The following is an 18,795-nucleotide window of genomic DNA, read 5'->3' on the forward strand; positions in this document are numbered from 1 at the left end:
AGTTCCTCAGGAACTGGGAGAGTCTGCTGTTGAGCGGGCTGTTTGCTGCAAAAACTCCGCAATCGCCTGGTTGACCTGCGTTTCCTTGTCCCGGTAGGGCAGGTGGCCACATTGCTCCAGCTCCAGCAGCTCGGTGTGAGGCACCAGCTGCTTGATGCGCCGGATTTGCTCCAGCGTGCCATATTCATCATCGACCCCCTGAATCGCCAGGACCGGACACGGAATCCGGCTGACCTCCTGTTCAATGTTCCAGTCGCGGAACTCGGGCTCCGTCCAGGTTGCGTTCCAGCCCCAGAAGGCAGATTCCACGTCATCGTGATAGCGTGCCAGACGTTCACGCAAAAATCCTTGTTCATAGGCTTCACGGGCCACCAAAATGCCACGCAAGGAAATATCTTCCACAAACAGGTGGGGGGCCATCACGACGATACCTTGCAGTTTCTCGCCAAAACCACTGGCTGCCAACAGGGCAATTGAGCCTCCGTCACTGTGACCCACCAGTACAATCGGCCGTTTCTGGCCGTCCTCGCCCAGGTGCTGGAGCAGTTGAGGCAGGACATCCAGGGCCTGCTCATGCAGGTAGTCGGGGGTTTTGGGGCGGTTGTCGGGGCGCGGAGTGCTGCGGCCATAGCCATAGCGTGAGTACATCAGGCCACTACAGCCAGTATGCTCACACAACTGCGCTGGCCAGTTCTTCCACATGGCAATGGAGCCCAGCCCTTCATGCAGGAATACCAGTAGCGGGGCAGTTTCCCGTTCTGGGTAAATGCGTTGATATTCCAGTTCAATGGCTTGTGTGCCTTGAGTCAGACTCGCAAATTGCAAAGATGAATCCAGTGTTGTCATAGCCGTGTGATCTTCAGATGCCCTGAACCGACCGGGCGCAAAGGTAATCGGAAAACCCTCTTTATGCCATAGATTGAGGTCGGGCGCACAGGCAGGCCAATGCGGGTCCTTGATGTGGACATTTTGCCGCTGTTTATGGCTGCTTCGGCTGCGGTGCTGCAAATTCTGGCAGAGATGGTAGAGTGGCGATCTCGATCTTTTTTTTGTTGCGCCACAACATGAAATTTGCTGAATTTGAAGTGGGCATGCTGATTAAGCATCCACTCGTACCGGTAACGCGCGAAGAGATGCTGGATTTTGCCCGCAAGTACGATCCGCAGTCTTTTCACATTGATGAAAATCAGGCTGAACAAGGCCATTGGGGCGGCCTGATTGCCAGCGGCTGGCTGACCTGTGCTAAAGCCATGCGTATGGCAGTAGATACGAGCCTGCATGACTCTGAATCCTTTGGGTCGCCCGGGGTGGAGCGTCTGCGTTGGGTCTTGCCCGTGCGGGCGGGAGACTCCATTCGTCTGGAAGCCACGGTTGCATCCAAACGGGTGTCCAGCAGCCGTTCGGATCTGGGCATCATCCGCTGGAACTGGAATGTATTTAACCAGCGCGATGAACTGGTGCTGGAGCTGGATGCGACCAGCATGTTTGAACTGAAGCCTTCACAAGAATAATAAATAGCGTCACGGCGGTGACGCGACTCTCTCGCGAGACAAATCTTCACACCTTGTTAGGGATGAGCAGCCCCTTGTTGGGGATGCTTTTTGCAGCTGGGCGCCTTGTTCGTCCGTGCAGCGGCGGTTTGTAATGGGGTATGAAATCGCCCGCGCCCAACCTCCCAAAGAGGCAGGGGCAAGCCGTCTTGCCCCTGTTGGCTTCGGTTTAAAAGAAAGCCTGAATTCCGGTTTGTGCGCGACCCAGTATCAGGGCGTGCACGTCGTGCGTGCCTTCGTAGGTATTGACGACCTCCAGATTGACCAGATGGCGGGCGATGCCGAACTCGTCGGAGATGCCGTTGCCGCCCAGCATGTCGCGTGCCAGACGAGCGATGTCCAGCGCCTTGCCGCAGGAGTTGCGCTTCATGATGGAGGTGATCTCGACTGCTGCCGTGCCTTCGTCTTTCATTCGACCCAGACGCAGGCAGCCTTGCAGTGCGAGAGTGATCTCGGTTTGCATATCGGCCAGCTTTTTCTGTATCAGTTGATTGGCAGCCAGTGGACGGCCAAACTGCTTGCGGTCCAAGGTGTACTGACGAGCGGTATGCCAGCAGGATTCGGCGGCGCCCAGAGCGCCCCAGGCAATTCCGTAGCGCGCCGAGTTCAGGCAGGTGAAGGGACCGCGCAAGCCTGAAACATGAGGCAGCATCTGGCTGTCGGAGATTTCCACATCGGCCATGACAATCTCGCCGGTCAGTGAAGCGCGTAAACCTACCTTGCCGTGAATGGCGGGCGTGGACAGGCCTTTCATGCCTTTTTCCAGAATGAAGCCGCGGATCTTGCCGTCGTCTTCACCGCCCACGACTTTGGCCCAGACCACCAGCACATCGGCAATCGGGGAGTTGGTAATCCAGGTTTTGCTGCCGCTCAGGCGATAGCCGCCGTCCACTTTGAGGGCGCGACTTTCCATGGCTCCAGGGTCCGAGCCATGATTGGGCTCGGTCAGCCCAAAGCAACCGATCCATTCACCGCTGGCCAGTCTGGGCAGATATTTCTGTTTCTGCTCCTCGCTGCCAAATTCAAAAATCGGCACCATGACCAAGGAGGACTGCACGCTCATCATGGATCGGTAGCCCGAGTCCACCCGCTCTACTTCGCGGGCAATCAGGCCATAGCTGACATAGTTCAGCCCCGCGCCACCATAGGTATCCGGAATGGTGGCGCCCAGCAGGCCCAGCGACCCCATCTCGGCAAAGATGGCCGGGTCAGTCTGCTCGTGGCGGAAGGCCTCCAACACGCGCGGCAGCAGTTTCTCCTGTGCGTAAGCATGGGCCGCATCGCGCACCATACGTTCTTCATCGCTCAACTGCTGGTTCAGCAGCAGGGGGTCGTCCCAATGGAAAGAGGGGTTGGCAGACATAGAGGTACTCCGGGAAAAGCAAATTGGGTCAATCAGGTGGTGCCAGAAAGGCCGCCATCGGTCTGAGAAACAAAAAGAGCGGTTTGAACATCGCTGACCGCAGCCACGAGGAGTCGTGGTGTGCACATTGTTGTGCTCTCAGAAGGCAAGGGGCCGACGATATTCCTGTAAAGTCTCAGCATAGTGTGCATAAAGCGCACAAGGCAATTGATAAAATTGCACAATGTCGTGTGCTGGCGTAACGATGTCGCCGCAGGATAGGTAGCCAGTCAGGAAAAGAGGGGGAGCAAATGAGACAAGGTGTGCCCAGCTTGGGTGCCTTACAGGCCTTTGAGGCCACTGCACGCCTGGGAACCTTTTCCCGTGCCGCGGAAGAACTGTCCTTGACGCATAGCGCTGTGTATCGGCAGGTGAGCGGCCTGGAGCAGCGTCTGGGTGTCACCTTGTTGACGCGGGTGCGGCGGCGTTTGGTCTTGACGGCGGCAGGGCGCGATTATGCGGCGCGCATTCGCCATCATCTGGAGCAGATCGGTAAAGACACATTCAGTCTGATTGCGCGGGCCGGTGTAGGCCGCAACATTCATCTGGCTGTGCTGCCGACCTTGTCCACCGTCTGGCTGATGCCGCGTCTGGCCCGTTTCGCCCAGTGCTACCCCGATATCACGGTCAGCCTGTCGGTTCGTACCACACCGTTTCAGTTCGGGGACCACCCCTTTGATGCTGCTATCTATCATGGGCGGCAGCTCTGGCCGCAAACCGAAGGCATCAAACTGTTTGATGAAGGCGAGCTCGTGCCGGTCTGCTCACCTCATCTTGCAGTCGACAGGAGCTGGCAAAAGTTGGTCCACCTGCATATGTCGACGCGTCCGGATAGCTGGTTACACTGGTATCGGTCTGCGGGTCTGGAGCCTGATCTGCGTGTCAGTTCGGGACCGCGCTACGAGCTGTTCAGCCTGCTTCTGGCTGCCGTGCAGGCTGGGATGGGGATGGCGCTGATGCCACGCTTTCTGATCCAGACCGCGCTGGAGCAGGGCGAATTGCTCATGCCATTCCCCCATGCCATGCCCGTGAGCGAGGCATATTTTTTTAGTTATCCGACCGCCAATCAACCCAGTGAAGCGGTGCTGTTGCTGGAGCAATGGTTGCTGGATCAGGAAAAGGAGAATCCATGAGCGTGTATTGGAAGCCGGCACTGCTGTCGGCGCTTGTAGCTTTGTCGCTGGCCTTGCCCGCGCAGGCCAGTCAAACCGCGAGTCAGCATGCGAATCCGGAAGCCGCCAGCAATGTCATGCAACGTGACAGGCTAGTCACTCAGAAAAGCATGGTGGTGACGGCGCATCCTTTGGCAAGCCGGGCTGGTTTACGTATGCTGGATCAGGGAGGCAGTGCGGTGGATGCGGCTATTGCCGCTCAACTGGTCTTGGGGTTGGTGGAACCCCAGTCGTCCGGTATTGGTGGAGGTGGCTTTGTTTTGCTATTTCAGCCAGAGTCGGGTTTGACGAGTTACGACGGGCGCGAAACCGTGCCTGCCGCCAGCCCTCCGGACCGTTTTGAGCTGGACGGTCAAACCCTGTCTTTCAAGCAGGCAGTCAATAGCGGACGTTCCGTAGGGGTGCCGGGTTTGTTGCGCGCCCTGGAGCTGATGCACAAGGACGGTGGCGTCCTGCCCTGGGCCTCCCTGTTTGAACCGGCCATTGAGCTGGCCGAAGATGGCTTTGAGGTCAGCCCCCGCTTGCACACCTTGATTGCCGACAACCCCGAGCTGGCCGACAAGGCGGCTGCGCGTGCCTATTTTCTGGACGGACAGGGAAGACCATGGCCGGTTGGCCACCGTCTTCGGAACAAGGAGTATGCACAGGTGCTGCGCTTGTTGGCCAGCCAGGGCGCCCAGGCTTTCTATCAAGGGGAACTTGCCCAGGATATGGTGGCTGCTGTTGCCGCCGACCCGATTGCGGGCGACTTGACGGTGTCCGATTTGACGCAATACCGGGCGCTGCGACGTGAGCCCCTCTGTATGGACTGGCAGCAGGTGGCGCTCTGTGGCATGGCACCGCCCAGTTCAGGGGCGATCAGTGTGATGCAGATGCTGGGTATCTTGCAGCACACGCCTATTGCTGACGTGAAGCCGCAATCTGTGGAAGCGATTCATTATTTCTCTGAAGCAGGGCGTCTGGCCTTTGCAGATCGGGATGCCTGGGTTGCTGATCCGGCATTTGTGTCTGTGCCACAGCAGGCTTTGCTGGCACCGGCGTATTTGAAATCCCGTGCCGCCTTGATTCAGCCAGGTCGATCCATGGGTCATGCCCAGCCGGGCAAGCCTTTGGCTGACGCACAAGCCGCCACTGACAACACGCCCGAGTTGCCCTCCACCACGCATCTGTCGGTGGCGGACGCCAAGGGGCAGGTGGTTTCCATGACCACCTCGGTGGAGTCGGCCTTTGGCAGCAAGATCATGGTTCGTGGCTTCTTGCTGAATAATCAGCTGACAGACTTTGCCTTGAACCCCAAAGACGAGATGGGCCGTTTGTCTGTTAATCGGGTTGAACCGGGCAAGCGCCCGCGCAGTTCGATGGCTCCGATGATGGTGATGCAGGATGGGCGTCCTGTGATCGCGCTGGGTTCTCCCGGCGGCAGCGCCATTATTCCCTATGTAGCCCAGGCCCTGACGGGCATGCTGATGTGGAACTTGGATGCTCAAGAAGCCGTCAGCCTGCCGCACTATGGCAGCCGCAATTGGGCGACAGAGCTGGAGGCCGGCACCGCGGTGACGGAACAGGCGCAGGCATTAAGGGCGATGGGGCACGAGGTACGCGAGCAGCCTTTTCCCAGCGGTACGCATGTCATACGCTGGACCCAGGAAGGGCTGGAAGCGGGGGTAGACCCTCGGCGGGAAGGATTGGCGTTAGGGCAGTAGACCGGCGTGGCGGTGCTTGGTCCGAGGTCAATCTGCGGGGAGCCGGGCGAGGCATGGCTCATGATGCATTTGGGGCTGCCGTCCGTCTTGGCGACAGGCCGGTGGTGTTCTGGCACAGAGACTGGTACAGCGAACAGTCTGTCGTTAGCAACGGTCCACAGGACTCATTGACAGAAAGCGAGCAATGTTCTGGCTTTGCCCTCTGAAGCCAATCGGCTGGTCATTAAAAAAGCCCTCAATGCGGTGGATAGAGATCCACGCATTGAGGGCTTTTTATAAGGTTTCTGGCAGGCTTGATCGTGCGGTTTAGCGGAACACGACGGTGCGCTGATCGTTCAACAAAATCCGGTGCTCCACATGGGCGCGTACGGCACGGGCCAGAACCAGAGACTCCACATCGCTACCGATCTGGGTCAGTTCGGCTGGGCTGACAGCGTGGGTTACATGTTCCACGTCCTGCTCAATGATCGGGCCTTCGTCCAGATCTGCAGTCACGTAGTGGGCAGTGGCGCCGATAATTTTCACACCACGGGCATGGGCCTGGTGATAAGGACGTGCGCCCTTGAAGCTGGGCAGGAAGCTGTGGTGAATATTGATCGCCCGGCCTGACAGGGACTGACACAGATTGGTGGACAGAATCTGCATATAGCGGGCCAGTACGACCAGATCAATTTTCAGATCACGAGCCAGATCGATGATCTGCTGCTCTTGTTGTGGGCGGGTTTCCGGTGTCACCGGCAGGTGATGGAAAGGAATGCCGTACGAGGAAGCCAGACCGGCGTGGTCCGTGTGGTTGGAGGCCACAGCCGCGATTTCCACGGGCAACTGGCCGCTGTGGGCGCGAAACAGCAGATCGTTCAGGCAGTGGCCCTGGCGGCTGACCAGAATCAGCAGGCGGGCTTTGCGCTGGGCGTCGTAAATATTGGCGTCCATGCTGAATCTTTCAGCAATGGGGGCAAAGCTGGCTTGCAGAGCGCTGACGTCCTGTGTTTCAGGCAGGGAAAACTGGATGCGCAGGAAAAAGCGGTTGGTGGCGGCATCGCCAAACTGCTGTGCTTCAAGAATGTTGCCGTTTTGCTCAAGCAGCCAGCCCGATACGCTGTGGACAATGCCGGTGCGATCCGGGCAGGATAGGGTCAAGATGTAATCGTTCATCGACAGTATTGTAAAGATTTCAGAAAAGTTTTTAAGCTGCCTGGGCCAGAACGTGCTGGCCGTGTTGTGCAATCGCTAAACACGCGGTCAGGCCGGGTGATTCGATGCCGAACAAATTCAGCAAACCCGGGATGCCGTGGGTGGCAGGTCCCGAAAAAACGAAGTCGGCGGCCGCGTGGCCTGCAGGCACAATTTTAGGCCGAATACCGCTGTAGGCGGGGTTCAGGCTGTTATCGGGCAAAGCGGGCCAGTATTCGCGCACGGCGGCATAAAAGGATTGACCGCGTTGCGGGTCCAGGTCGTAGTTTTCATCCTGCACCCACTCCGTGTCAGGGCCAAAGCGGGCCTGACCAGCCAGATCCAGGGTCAGATGCACACCCAGTCCGGCTTTATTGGGCATGGGGTAGATCAGGTGCTTGAAGGGGGAGCGGCCCGCCAATGAAAAATAGCTGCCCTTGCACAGATAGGCCTGGGGAATATGGCTGGGGTCCAGCCCCTCGATATGTCGTGCTGCCATTACCGCGCCCAGTCCGGCCGCATTGATCAGGTGTGTGGTGGTCAGGCTGAAGGGCTCAGCCCCGCCCACGTGAACCTCAAAACCTTGGCCGGGCAGGACCTGCGCACGGATAAAGGGGGTATTGAACACCAATTGTGCGCCGTGGTTCTCTGCATCGCCTTGCAGTGACAGCATGAGGGCATGGGTGTCTACAATGCCGGTCGAGGGCGATAAGAGGGCGGCGCTGCAGCTCAGGGCAGGCTCCAGCGCCTTGGCCTGGGCGGCATCCAGCCACTGCAAGTCGTTTACGCCACAGGCGCTTGCCTGGGCCTGCAGTTTGCGCAAGTCGGCTTCCTGTTCAGCGCTGCCCGCCACAATCAGCTTGCCACAGCGTTGGTGATCGATATGGTGATCCCGGCAATAGTCATACAGCAGGTCTTTGCCTTCGACACACAGCCGGGCCTTCAGGCTGCCCGGGGTGTAGTAAATGCCCGCGTGTATGACTTCCGAATTACGCGAACTGACGCCGTTGCCGATACTGGCGGTTTGCTCGATCAGCAAAACCTCCATGCCTTGCCGGGCCATTTGCCGGACGCAGGCCAAACCCACGACACCCGCTCCCAGCACTATGCAGTCGACATCGTTTGGCATGATTAATACCTTATTGGCGTAGTAGAGCAAAAGGCGTAGTGTACTCCCGCCCTGAAGCGGCGGGCAGGCGCGTTTTGCAACAGCCTATCACGCCAGGGACGGGGTCAGATCAAAGTCGCCCGCATGGTAGATCAGGGGCTGGTGAGCGCTGCGCTCGCAGTGGGTAACTTCACCGATAAAGATCAGGTGGTCGCCGGCCTCATGGACGGCATAGGGCTTGCATTCGAACCAAGCGCTGCAACGATCGTCGTCCAGCATGGGCAAACCTCGCGGTGAGCGTTTGAGCGGGTGATCCCGAAAGCGCTCAGCGTGCTCTCCCCAGGCAAATCGCTTGGCCAGCGCTAGCTGACTGGCCCCCAAAACGTGAATCACGTAACCGTCACCCTGCACAAAATGCGGCAGGGATTGAGAACGTTTGGCCAATGACCACAAGACCAGAGGCGGGTTCAGAGAGACGGAGTTGAAAGAACTGACGGTCAGGCCAACGGCCTGGCCTGGAACGTCTTTGTTGGCGCCGGTCACGACCGTCACGCCTGTGGCGAAACGGCCGAGTGCCGAACGGAAGAAATCACTATCGAAAGTAGAAGAAAAAACAGTCATTGCATCGAGTCTGACGGGAGGGCACCCCCAAAGGGTACATTACGGAGCCAGTCGGCTCACCTGCCAATCAGATGGGTCCTTGCGGTCGAACACCAGCCTGTCGTGCAGGCGCGAGGCGCGGCCCTGCCAGAATTCGACGTGGTCTGGAGTCAGTCGGAAGCCACCCCAGTGTTCAGGGCGGGCGGGATGTTCACCTAAGCTTTCAGTGTACTGCTTGGCACGTGCATCCAGCTCGGCACGGCTGATGGACTGGCTTTGTGGCGAGGCCCAGGCGCCAATGCGCGAGCCCAGAGGGCGGCTGTGGTAATACTCGTCCGATTCGGCCGCGCTGATACGACTGATACGGCCTTCAAAGCGCACTTGACGCTGCATGGAGGGCCAGAAAAAGGACAGGCTGGCCCATGGGTTGTGGTCCAGCTCCGTACCTTTGCGAGACGTGTAGTTCGTGAAAAACACCAGCCCTTGTTCGTCGTAAGCTTTAAGCAGGACCACACGCGCCGATGGGCGGCCGTCGGCACCTACGGTGGCCAGGGTCATCGCATTGGGTTCAACTTCCTTCAGTTCAATGGCCTGATCCAGCCAGCGTTGGAACTGCTGGCGAGGATCGGCACATAGTTCATCTTCGCTCAGGGAAAAGCGTTCGTACTCGTTACGCAGATCGGCAAGGGACATGGGGCGCTCTTAGGCTTGTTGAGGATTAAGCAGTGCAGTGTGACTCTGTAGCAATTGAACCACTGATTGCAGGCGTTTATCCAGAATTTTAGAGCGTTGCAGCGCCGAGGCGGTTTCCATGACGTATTCAATGCAAGGGCCATTGGTGCCCTGGGCCGAATACACCACTTGTCGCAGTTGCTCGTCGGGCATGCGGGGAACGTAGGCATCGGTCTTGCGATTCATGGTAAAGACCAGTGCACGAATATCGCCCTGGCTGGTGCGGCAGCGCAACCAGCGGGGAATGTATGCCCCGCTGGGCATCTCGCGCAGCCACAGGGCATCGAATACCTTGGGCACGCTTTCAGCAGGAATACGAAACGCCATGCCCCGGCACGATCCGCCCACATCCAGGCCAAACACCAAACCGGGTTGTTCAGGAGTGCCGCGGTTGATCCGTGACCACAGGCACAGCGCCCGGTGATAGCCGCGCAGCAGGGCCTGGCGTTGTTCGGCGAACTCAAAATCGGGACGCCAGATCAGGGAACCGTAGCCATAGACCCACAGGTCCTGCTTTTCACACCACTGCACCTCTTCCAGGGATTGACGCAAAGAGGCGTTGCGCTCTTCGTCGGTCAGGACACGGAAGCTGCACGGTGTGGGTACGGCGGAAGGCGAGGCGGAAATAGAATCGATGTTCACGGCAAAAAAGGGGGAAAGCCAAAATCACAGATGCTTGAAACCTATGACGATTGTAGAACAAGCACAGTCCACTGTAGCGGGCTTTCTCGCTGATAACTAAGGAAAAATACTAATTTGCTTATATGAGTGTTGCTATTTGGCAGGGACCCGTCAAGCCGCCAGGGCATAAGGCCTGTTTCACGGGCTGTGCAGGCGAAATTAGACGTAGAATTATCCATTAGCCTTGGTGCAGACCTTGCTGTTGATGGCCTGGTCGAGCAAGGCAAGAGGGATATGGGGCGCCGCAGGCGCCCCTGCCTTGTGGTGGAGACATGCTGGCCTGCAGGCTGGCGTTCTGCACGGGTTTGGTCGCAACGGCCAGTGATGGACAGAGGGCATGACAGAGCAGCACAACATGGATGCCGAACGCCGTTTCGGCGGTTTGGATCGTTTGTATGGAGCCGGCGCGCGCGAGCGTCTGGCTGCCGCCCATGTGATGGTGGCCGGCATCGGCGGCGTGGGAACATGGGCCGTGGAGGCGTTGGCCCGTTCTGCGGTGGGCCGGATTACCCTGATCGACCTGGACAATATTGCCGAGTCCAATATCAACCGCCAGTTGCCTGCATTGGACAGCACCTTGGGGATGGCCAAGATTGACGCCATGGCCCAGCGCATCAGGCAGATCAACCCGCACTGTGTTGTGCAGTTGATTGAAGATTTCGTGACCGAGGACAATGCGGCCAGCCTGATGGAGCAGCGTCCTGACGTGTTTCTTGATTGTACGGACCAAGCCAGTGCCAAGATCGCGCTGATCTTGCAGGCCCGTCGTCTCAAGGTGCCCTTGCTCAGTTGTGGCGGTGCCGGGGGCAAGACCGATCCCTTGAGCTTGCGCCGGGGAGATTTATCGGTGGCGCGCCATGACGCCCTACTTGGCAAGCTGCGTCAGATTCTGCGCAAACAGCATGGCTTTGCCCGAGGCAGTGATGCACAGGGACGGGCCTTGAAGCGCGTGCCTCGCATGGGAGTGGATTGCCTGTGGTTCGAGCAGGAAACCCGCCTGCCGCAAAACTGGACTCAGGCTGAGGATGGGGCGTTGCAAGGGTTGGCCTGTGCGGGCTATGGCTCCGGGGTGACCATCACGGCCAGCATGGGCATGCTTGCGGCCGATTACGCCTTAAGCCGGATCTTGAACCAGTAAGGCATCCTGCCAGCCGCGCAGGGCGTTCGAGACCCGGATCGCACGGGCGTTGAGCAAGGCGTCCAGGGAAATCTCGGTTTCACGTGCCAGACCGCTGTTAAGCAGGGCCTGCCGTTGTACACCGGGCAAGAGCCAGCCGTGGGCTGGAGGGGTCCACCATAGGCCCTGCTCATCCTGAATATAGATGTTGCTGCGGCTGCCCTCGCATACCCGATTTTGCGTGTCCAGAAAAATGACATCAAAAAGCTGGGGGTTTTGTTCCAGCAGGGCACTCGCTTCCTGATACCAGGGCCGATGCGTGGTCTTGTGCGAGAGCAGCGGGTCCAGTGCGGGTAGTGGGGTGGGGGACAGGCACAACTGCAAGGGCCCCTCCAGTGCAGGCAGGGGTTGGGCCTGGGCATGGGCGCTGGCCTGCGCACTCCAGAGTATGCGCAAGCGCAAGGGAGTATGGGCGGGGGCCTGGCCCAGAGCCTGGTGCATGGCTTGCAGCCAGGTTTGCGCATCCCAGTCGTAGCCCAGCTCTGCACAACTTCGCGCGACACGTTCCAGGTGCAGTTCCAGCAAGGGAATCTGGCCGTCAGCGTCTACTCGCAATGTTTCTATCAGCTCAGGTTTGCTTTGGCTCATGGTGCTGCCTTTAAGTCAGTGTTACAGGGGCTTGTAGGACCCGTGCTTTCCACAGGCACTCCAGCCACTCCTGGTCCGGGTCTGAGTCCAGTACGATCCCTCCGCCCACCCCAAAGACGCCCTGGCCGTGCATGTCCAGCTCCAGGCTGCGGATGCTGACATTCAAGGACAGGTCGCCTGCGGGGCTGAGGTAGCCCACTGACCCACAGTAAATGCCACGGCGCTGTGGTTCCAGCTTGCGTATGCATTGCATGGCGGCCAGCTTGGGGGCGCCCGTAATAGAGCCGCAAGGGAACAGGGCTCGCAGCAAGGTTTCCAGGCGGCAGTCCGGGTCTACTTCAGCCTGAATGCTGGAGGTCATGGTCCAGACCGAGGCGTATTGCTCAACATCGAACAAGCTGGTGGTTTGTACGCTGCCGGTGCGGGCGACCTGTCCCAGATCGTTGCGCAGCAGATCGACAATCATCAGGTTTTCAGCCCGGTCCTTAATGCTGTGCTGCAGTTCCTGGGCGTTTTGCTGGTCTTGAACCGGGTCCGTATCGCGGGGGCGCGTGCCTTTCATGGGCCGGGTACGCACGATATTGCCTCGTTTTTCCAGAAACAGTTCGGGCGAGAGCGACAAAATATGGCGATCCCCGATCTCCAGGTAGGCGGCATAGGCGACAGGGTGACGAGTGGCCAGAGCCGTATACAGATCGCGTGGGACCATCTCCGACTGGATACGCAGGGGCATGGTGTAGTTGATCTGGTAGAAATCCCCGGCTTGCAGGCCTTGCTGGACCTGGGCGAGCGCATCCCGATAGTTCTGCTGGCTGAGCTGCAACTGGACGCTCAGTTCAGGCACGACCTGGCTGTCCCACAAATCGACTTCCTGGGCGCCTTGGAATACCAGGGCATTGAGCGGCGCATGTTGGGTTTGTTCACGGGCGGGCAGACGCGGCTCGAACAGTTCGGCCAGCTCATAATCCAGGGCCAGAGCCACCCAGTGTCCCGCTTGCCGGGCATGTTCTATTTGTTCAAAAGCACGACCTAGCTCTTCAGGGCTACGGGCCTGGATATGGCCCACATAGCCCTGCATTTCCAGCGCATAGCCTTTTAGTCTGTCTTCAAATCGGCCATACATGCGCCGTGTTCCTTTAAAAATTGAGCCAGAGCCATGCCGGTATGCGAGGCACGGTTGGCCTGGACCTGATCGGGGGTGCCTTGCACCACCAGTCTGCCGCCGCCTGAACCTCCCTCGGGTCCCAGATCCACGATCCAATCGGCTTCGGCAATCAAATCCAGATTATGTTCAATCACCAGCACCGTATGGCCTGCATCGACCAGGCGGTGCAAGACCACAATCAGCTTTTCCACATCGGCCATGGACAGGCCCACGCTGGGCTCGTCCAGTACATAAAGCGTGTGCGGGGCCTTGTAGGCGCGTCCTGTACGCGTGATGCCTTCGTCCAGGCGGGCCTTGACCAGTTCGCTGACCAGCTTGACGCGCTGCGCCTCGCCGCCCGACAGAGTGGGGGAGGGCTGACCCAGAGTCAGATAGCCCAGCCCCACGCTTTGCATCAGTTGCAGGGGGCGCAATATTTTAGGATGGGCAGCAAAGTATTCAACCGCCTCGTCCACATCCATTTGCAACAGCTGGCCGGCGGAAACGTCGCGCCAGGTCACCGCCAGTGTTTCCGGATTGAAGCGCTGGCCGTGACAGGCGTCACAAGGCACCTTCACGTCCGGCAGGAAGCTCATTTCCAAGGTGCGCATGCCCTGGCCTTCGCACAAGGGGCAGCGACCATCGCCGGTGTTAAAGGAGAAGCGTGAAGCGCTCCAGCCGCGCAGGCGGGCATCGTTGGTATTGGCAAACAGTTTGCGTACTTCATCCCAGAAGCCGATGTATGTGGCCGGGCAGGAGCGGGGTGTTTTGCCAATCGGGGTCTGGTCCACTTCCAGCACGCGGTCCAGGCTTTCCCAGCCGCTGATGCTGGAGCAACCCTGCCACACAGGCTTTTCTTTGCTGCCGACAACGCGCTGCAAATTATCCAGCAGCACATCGCGGGCAAAGGTGGATTTACCGGAACCCGAGACACCGGTGACCAGACTGAGCTTGCCCAGCGGAATACCGGCCTGGACCTTGTTCAGGTTATGCAGGCTGGCATCGTGCACCGTCAGCATGGGCGCATCGGCCTGAACGGGACGGCGCGCCTGCATGGGGTGTTTAAGCGGCTCGCGCAAATAGCGGCCAGTCAGCGAATTGGGGTTGGCCTCGATTTCTGCCAGCGTACCCTGGGCGATGACTTCACCGCCACGTTTACCGGCACCGGGGCCCATATCAATAATGTGCTGGGCACGGCGTATGGTGTCCTCATCGTGCTCGACAACCACCAAAGTATTCCCATTGCCTTCCAGACGCGCCATGGCGTTCAGCAGAATCTGGTTGTCGCGCGGGTGCAGACCAATGGTGGGTTCGTCCAGCACATAGCACACGCCTTGCAGGTTCGAGCCCAACTGGGCGGCCAGACGGATACGTTGGGCCTCGCCACCCGACAAGGTGGGGGCGGCACGATCCAGTGCCAGATAACCCAGGCCCACTTCATGCATGAAGTCCAGACGGCTGCGGATCTCGTTCAGGATATCGCGGGCAATGTCCGCTTCACGACCACTCAGGTTCAGGTTGCCGAAAAAGGTTTGTGCCTCATCCACAGGCAGGCCGGCCAGCTTGGCAATAGACTGGTCGCGCCATTTGAACGCTAAGGAAACGGGGTTCAGACGCTGACCGTGGCAGCTCGGGCATTCCACCGCCTCGCCTTCATAACCGTTGTTCCAGCTGTTTTCTTCGCCGGTTTGATCCTGATCGAAGCCGGTCAGTTTCAGGCCGGTACCGAAGCAGTCCTTGCACCAGCCGTGCTTGGAGTTGTAGGAGAACATCCGGGGGTCCGGCTCGGGAAAGCTGGTACCGCAGCAGGGGCAGGCCCGTTTGACGGAGAAGTGCTGCTGACGGGCGTTGGACAGTGGCTTGCCCTGGCGGCGCTCGTCCAGCGACAGGCTGCCCGAAGGCGTCAAAGGGGCCAGCACGCTAAAGGAGCCGTGGCCCAGTTCCAGCGCATCGCGGATAGCCTGACGCAGTTGTAGCTCGTGGCGCGGATCAACAATCAGATCAGCCACCGGCAGTTCCAGCGTGTGCTCGCTGTAGCGATCCAGGCGTGGCCAGGGGGTCACGGGGATGAATTCGCCGTCGACGCGCAAATGAGTATAGCCCTTGCCCTGAGCCCATTTGGCCAGGTCGGTGTAATAGCCTTTGCGGGCGGTCACCAGCGGGGCCAGTAAACCAATATGCTCGCCCTTGTGGTCGCGCAACAGTTGGGCGGCGATCTGCTCGGCCGTTTGTGGTGCGACCGGGACTTGGCAGTCCGGGCAGTACTGGGTGGCCAGTTTCACATACAGCAAGCGCAGAAAGTGGTGGATTTCCGTCATGGTGGCCACCGTGGACTTGCGTCCGCCGCGGCTGGTGCGCTGTTCAATGGCGACCGTAGGCGGAATGCCATAAATCGCATCGACATCAGGCTGGCCAGCTGGCTGAACAATGGCGCGTGCGTAAGCGTTCAGGGATTCCAGATAACGGCGCTGACCTTCATTAAACAAAATGTCGAAGGCCAGGGTGGATTTGCCAGAACCGGACACCCCTGTCACTACCGTGAAGGTGTTGTGCGGGATGTGAACCGAGATGTTTTTCAGATTGTGCTCACGGGCATTCAGAATGGCGATCTGGCCATCGTTGCTGCCGCCTGAGCGGGCCTTGTAATCTACCTCGGGTTCCTGAAACAGGGCAGCGCCTGTGCCCAGAATAGCGTGTTCGTACTCTTTGAGGGCCTGGCCAGTGTGCGATTGGGCCAGCGCCATGATGTCGGCCGGTGTTCCTGCTCCCAATAACTGGCCGCCGTGTTCGCCCCCCTCAGGGCCCAGATCAATAATCCAGTCGGCAGCGCGGATCAGGTCCAGATTGTGCTCGATGATCAACAGACTGTGACCGGCGGCCAGCAGTTTGCGGAAGGCGCGCATCAGGCGGGCAATGTCGTCAAAGTGCAGGCCGGTTGTGGGTTCGTCGAACAGGAACAGATTGCCCTTTTTGGCGACCTTTACCTGGCTCAGGCGGGTGCGTGAGGCCTGGGCCAGATAGGCGGCCAGCTTTAGACGCTGTGCTTCACCGCCCGAGAGCGTGGGCACGGGCTGACCCAGTTTCAGGTAGTCCAGACCGACATCGGCCAAGGGAGCCAGGCCCGTTTGCACGTCGCGCAGGCCTTCGAAGAATTCCATGGCCTGATGCACGGTCATGTCCAGTACCTCGTCAATCGAGGCACTGCGTCCGAAGTGTTCAATACGCACTTCCAGCACTTCGGGGCGGAAGCGCTTGCCATCGCAATCCGGGCAGCGCAGGTACACATCGGACAGGAACTGCATTTCGATATGTTCAAAACCGGTGCCACCGCAAGTCGGGCAGCGGCCATCACCACTATTGAAGCTGAAGGTACCCGGCGTGTAGCTGCGTTCTTTGGACAGTGGAGCCTGGGCGAACAGCTTGCGGATCGGGTCAAAAGCGCCCACATAGCTGGCCGGGTTGGAGCGTGCCGTCTTGCCGATAGGTGTCTGGTCCACCATCACCACTTCGGCAATCTGCTCGGCGCCCAGCAGGGCGCCGTAAGAACCAGGGGCTTCTGTCGGTTTGCCTTGTTGTTTCAGGATGGCCGGGTAGAGCACGTCCTGGATCAGTGTGGATTTGCCTGAACCGGAAACGCCGGTCACGCAGACCAGACGGCCCAGCGGAATGGACACGGAGATATGGCGCAGATTGTGCGCACTGACATCTTCCAGCAGCAGGCGCGGGGTATTGTCGGCCACCGGCATGGGGCGGGGCGATTCGATGCTCAGCTCGCCACTCAGGTAGCGGCCTGTCAGCGTTTCCGCGCCGCGCAAGGCTTGGGGCGAACCATCAAACAGAATCTGGCCACCGCGCTCGCCCGGGCCGGGGCCCATATCCAGAATACGGTCGGCAGCCACCATCACTTGTGGGTCGTGCTCGACCACAACCAGCGTGTTGCCATTGCCGCGCAGACGGTGCATCACTTCAATAATGCGGTGCATGTCGCGCGGGTGCAGACCAATCGACGGCTCGTCCAGCACGAACAAGGTGTTCACCAGCGAGGTGCCCAGCGCCGTGGTCAGGTTGATACGCTGTACTTCACCGCCAGACAGGGTGCGGCTTTGGCGGTCCAGGGATAGATAGGACAGGCCCACATCGCACAGATAATCCAGACGGGACAGGGTTTCTTTCAAGAGCAGGTCGATGGCCGCATCGCGTGCGTCGCCAAAGTGCAGGCCACCGAAAAACGTGCGCACGTGCTCGATAGGCAGGCGCATCAGGTCCGGGACGCTCAGGCCGGGCATGGCATCCAGTTGTTCGCGCAGCCAGTTGGAATGCACGGGCATGAAACGTGGGTAGCGGGAATCGGCGGGGGCGGCCTGATCGCCCACACGCCACAAGCTGGCTTCGGGTTTCAGACGAGAGCCGGCGCAGGCCGGACAGGTGGTGTAACTGCGGTATTTGGACAGCAACACACGCACATGCATTTTGTAGGCGCGTGATTCCAGCCAGTCAAAGAAACGTTGGGCGCCGTACCACTGGGTTTTCCAGGCTTGATTGCCACCCTTCCAGTCCGGGGTGCCATTAATCACCCAGTCGCGTTCTTCCTGGCTCAAGTCCTTCCAGGGCACGGACAGGCGCACGCCAGCAGCCGGTGCATAGCGCTCCATTTCCACTTGGCATTCTTTGTAGCTGGCCGTCTGCCACGGGCGGATCGCGCCTTCCAGCAGACTTTTGCTGGGGTCGGGAACCACTAATCCGTAATCAATACCCATCACCCGACCAAAACCGCGGCAGGTGTCACACGCGCCCAAGGGCGAATTGAACGAGAAGGTACTGGCAACCGGGGTACTGTATTCAATATCGCATTGGGCACAATGCAGGCCCTGGCTGAAACGCCAGGCGGTCTCGGGACCCTCTGCACTGGCGGAGGCATAAACAGTCAGTTTGCCCTGACCATGGCGCAAGGCGGCCTCGATCGCTTCCATGAAACGCTCAGGTTCGACTGTGCTGGCACGGAAGCGGTCCTGAATGACATACAGAAGCTTCTGTTCAGTCGATGTGGCTCTGGCACTCTTGCCTTTCTTGGGGCCATCACCGCTGGCGGTGACCGTGTGGGTTTCCTCGTGATGCAGGCGGGTGTAACCCTGCTGATGCAGCAAGGTTTCGATTTCTTCTTGCGTGAAGTTGGCGGGAACCTTGACCGCAAAGGTCAAAACCAGACGAGGGTCGTCATGGTCGGCTGCCAGTTTGCGAATTTGCTTGGCGATGCTGTCGGCATTGTCGCGGCGTACCGGCTGAGCACACTGGCGGCAATACAGCTCGCCCAGGCGGGCATACAAGAGCTTGATGTAATCGTTCAGCTCCGTCATGGTGCCCACCGTGCTGCGTGAATTGCGCACCGGGTTCACCTGATCGATGGCAATGGCGGGCAAAATGCCCTCGATGCGATCGACCTGGGGCTTGTCCATGCGATCCAGAAACTGGCGCGCATAGGGGGAAAATGTTTCCACGTAGCGCCGTTGGCCCTCGGCATACAGGGTGTCGAAAGCCAAAGAACTTTTGCCCGACCCCGATACGCCTGTAATAACCAGTAACTCGCCCGTTTTTATACGTACATTCAGATTTTTCAGAGTGTTCTGGCGGGCGCCAAAAATGCGGATTTCTGAGCTCATGGCAGGGTCGGCTTTCTGGAGATGGCAGGGTAAGGAAGCGGCAGGGGAAAGGCCTGGCAAACAGGCCTCATGCGCCAGTTGGAGCGGTACATGTCAGCAGGGTGTTGC

14 protein-coding genes are annotated in these 18,795 nt (G+C 59.2%); 4 read left to right on the top strand and 10 right to left on the bottom strand.

Annotation, left to right across the window (positions count from 1 at the left end; genetic code table 11):
• Nucleotides 1-6: 6 nt before the first annotated feature.
• Nucleotides 7-846 carry an alpha/beta fold hydrolase gene (locus VF694_RS05855; protein WP_003803616.1) on the bottom strand — a complete coding sequence of 280 codons (840 nt, stop codon included), beginning with the start codon at nucleotides 844-846 and terminating at the stop codon, nucleotides 7-9.
• A gap of 218 nt (nucleotides 847-1,064) precedes the next feature.
• Between VF694_RS05855 and VF694_RS05860 the strand changes: the two genes are divergently transcribed.
• Nucleotides 1,065-1,511 (top strand): MaoC family dehydratase, encoded by a 447-nt coding sequence (locus VF694_RS05860; RefSeq protein ID WP_039943847.1) that lies wholly within the window; start codon nucleotides 1,065-1,067, stop codon nucleotides 1,509-1,511.
• A 208-nt stretch (nucleotides 1,512-1,719) separates the two neighbouring features.
• Here VF694_RS05860 and VF694_RS05865 read toward each other — a convergent pair whose 3' ends face one another.
• Nucleotides 1,720-2,913, bottom strand: coding sequence for an acyl-CoA dehydrogenase (locus tag VF694_RS05865; protein ID WP_003803610.1), 1,194 nt, complete (start codon nucleotides 2,911-2,913; stop codon nucleotides 1,720-1,722).
• A gap of 290 nt (nucleotides 2,914-3,203) precedes the next feature.
• Between VF694_RS05865 and VF694_RS05870 the strand changes: the two genes are divergently transcribed.
• Nucleotides 3,204-4,085 carry a LysR substrate-binding domain-containing protein gene (locus tag VF694_RS05870; protein ID WP_440163906.1) on the top strand — a complete coding sequence of 294 codons (882 nt, stop codon included), beginning with the start codon at nucleotides 3,204-3,206 and terminating at the stop codon, nucleotides 4,083-4,085.
• Nucleotides 4,082-5,827: a gamma-glutamyltransferase gene (gene ggt / locus VF694_RS05875; RefSeq protein WP_059318678.1), complete on the top strand. Its 1,746-nt coding sequence runs from the start codon at nucleotides 4,082-4,084 to the stop codon at nucleotides 5,825-5,827. The genes VF694_RS05870 and ggt overlap by 4 nt, the downstream gene beginning before the upstream one ends.
• A 306-nt stretch (nucleotides 5,828-6,133) precedes the next feature.
• Here the strand turns inward: ggt and purU are convergent, their stop codons facing one another.
• The 5 genes from purU to VF694_RS05900 form a co-directional block, all read right to left on the bottom strand.
• Nucleotides 6,134-6,988, bottom strand: a complete 855-nt coding sequence (purU, locus tag VF694_RS05880; RefSeq protein WP_201024875.1) for a formyltetrahydrofolate deformylase — start codon at nucleotides 6,986-6,988, stop codon at nucleotides 6,134-6,136.
• 25 nt (nucleotides 6,989-7,013) lie between these two features.
• The gene (locus VF694_RS05885) at nucleotides 7,014-8,129 is read right to left on the bottom strand and encodes an NAD(P)/FAD-dependent oxidoreductase (protein WP_440163908.1); all 1,116 of its coding nucleotides are present in this window, start codon (nucleotides 8,127-8,129) and stop codon (nucleotides 7,014-7,016) included.
• An 87-nt stretch (nucleotides 8,130-8,216) separates the two neighbouring features.
• A complete protein-coding gene (locus tag VF694_RS05890) occupies nucleotides 8,217-8,729 on the bottom strand; it encodes a flavin reductase family protein (RefSeq protein ID WP_003803602.1) in 513 nt (170 codons plus the stop codon).
• Nucleotides 8,730-8,768: 39 nt separating this feature from the next.
• Entirely contained in the window at nucleotides 8,769-9,401 is a 633-nt protein-coding gene (gene pdxH, locus VF694_RS05895) for a pyridoxamine 5'-phosphate oxidase (protein ID WP_440163910.1), read from the bottom strand.
• A gap of 9 nt (nucleotides 9,402-9,410) precedes the next feature.
• Complete coding sequence (locus VF694_RS05900) at nucleotides 9,411-10,082, bottom strand: gamma-glutamylcyclotransferase (protein WP_003803600.1); 672 nt, start codon at nucleotides 10,080-10,082, stop codon at nucleotides 9,411-9,413.
• A 376-nt stretch (nucleotides 10,083-10,458) separates the two neighbouring features.
• On the opposite strand from VF694_RS05900, the gene VF694_RS05905 reads away from it, so the two are divergent.
• Complete coding sequence (locus tag VF694_RS05905) at nucleotides 10,459-11,259, top strand: tRNA threonylcarbamoyladenosine dehydratase (protein WP_003803599.1); 801 nt, start codon at nucleotides 10,459-10,461, stop codon at nucleotides 11,257-11,259.
• Here the strand turns inward: VF694_RS05905 and VF694_RS05910 are convergent.
• Genes VF694_RS05910 through uvrA form a run of 3 tightly spaced genes read right to left on the bottom strand, consistent with a single transcriptional unit; the run spans nucleotide 11,236 to nucleotide 18,687 of the window.
• Nucleotides 11,236-11,886 carry an aminotransferase class IV gene (locus VF694_RS05910; RefSeq protein ID WP_003803598.1) on the bottom strand — a complete coding sequence of 217 codons (651 nt, stop codon included), beginning with the start codon at nucleotides 11,884-11,886 and terminating at the stop codon, nucleotides 11,236-11,238. The genes VF694_RS05905 and VF694_RS05910 overlap by 24 nt on opposite strands.
• A 10-nt stretch (nucleotides 11,887-11,896) precedes the next feature.
• Nucleotides 11,897-13,009 carry an aminodeoxychorismate synthase component I gene (gene pabB, locus VF694_RS05915; RefSeq protein ID WP_003803597.1) on the bottom strand — a complete coding sequence of 371 codons (1,113 nt, stop codon included), beginning with the start codon at nucleotides 13,007-13,009 and terminating at the stop codon, nucleotides 11,897-11,899.
• Complete coding sequence (gene uvrA / locus VF694_RS05920) at nucleotides 12,982-18,687, bottom strand: excinuclease ABC subunit UvrA (RefSeq protein ID WP_440163911.1); 5,706 nt, start codon at nucleotides 18,685-18,687, stop codon at nucleotides 12,982-12,984. The genes pabB and uvrA overlap by 28 nt, the downstream gene beginning before the upstream one ends.
• Nucleotides 18,688-18,795 lie beyond the last annotated feature (108 nt).

Origin of the sequence: Alcaligenes sp. Lyrl_28, from assembly GCF_051948705.1 — a bacterium.
GTDB classification, from domain to species: domain Bacteria; phylum Pseudomonadota; class Gammaproteobacteria; order Burkholderiales; family Burkholderiaceae_B; genus Alcaligenes; species Alcaligenes ammonioxydans.

Bases quoted from the DNA above. Each gene is read 5' to 3' on its own strand.
- VF694_RS05855 (WP_003803616.1), bottom strand. From the start codon at position 846: ATGACAACACTGGATTCATCTTTGCAATTTGCGAGTCTGACTCAAGGC.
- VF694_RS05860 (WP_039943847.1), top strand. From the start codon at position 1,065: ATGAAATTTGCTGAATTTGAAGTGGGCATGCTGATTAAGCATCCACTC.
- VF694_RS05865 (WP_003803610.1), bottom strand. From the start codon at position 2,913: ATGTCTGCCAACCCCTCTTTCCATTGGGACGACCCCCTGCTGCTGAAC.
- VF694_RS05870 (WP_440163906.1), top strand. From the start codon at position 3,204: ATGAGACAAGGTGTGCCCAGCTTGGGTGCCTTACAGGCCTTTGAGGCC.
- ggt (WP_059318678.1), top strand. From the start codon at position 4,082: ATGAGCGTGTATTGGAAGCCGGCACTGCTGTCGGCGCTTGTAGCTTTG.
- VF694_RS05885 (WP_440163908.1), bottom strand. From the start codon at position 8,129: ATGCCAAACGATGTCGACTGCATAGTGCTGGGAGCGGGTGTCGTGGGT.
- VF694_RS05890 (WP_003803602.1), bottom strand. From the start codon at position 8,729: ATGACTGTTTTTTCTTCTACTTTCGATAGTGATTTCTTCCGTTCGGCA.
- pdxH (WP_440163910.1), bottom strand. From the start codon at position 9,401: ATGTCCCTTGCCGATCTGCGTAACGAGTACGAACGCTTTTCCCTGAGC.
- VF694_RS05905 (WP_003803599.1), top strand. From the start codon at position 10,459: ATGACAGAGCAGCACAACATGGATGCCGAACGCCGTTTCGGCGGTTTG.
- VF694_RS05910 (WP_003803598.1), bottom strand. From the start codon at position 11,886: ATGAGCCAAAGCAAACCTGAGCTGATAGAAACATTGCGAGTAGACGCT.
- pabB (WP_003803597.1), bottom strand. From the start codon at position 13,009: ATGTATGGCCGATTTGAAGACAGACTAAAAGGCTATGCGCTGGAAATG.
- uvrA (WP_440163911.1), bottom strand. From the start codon at position 18,687: ATGAGCTCAGAAATCCGCATTTTTGGCGCCCGCCAGAACACTCTGAAA.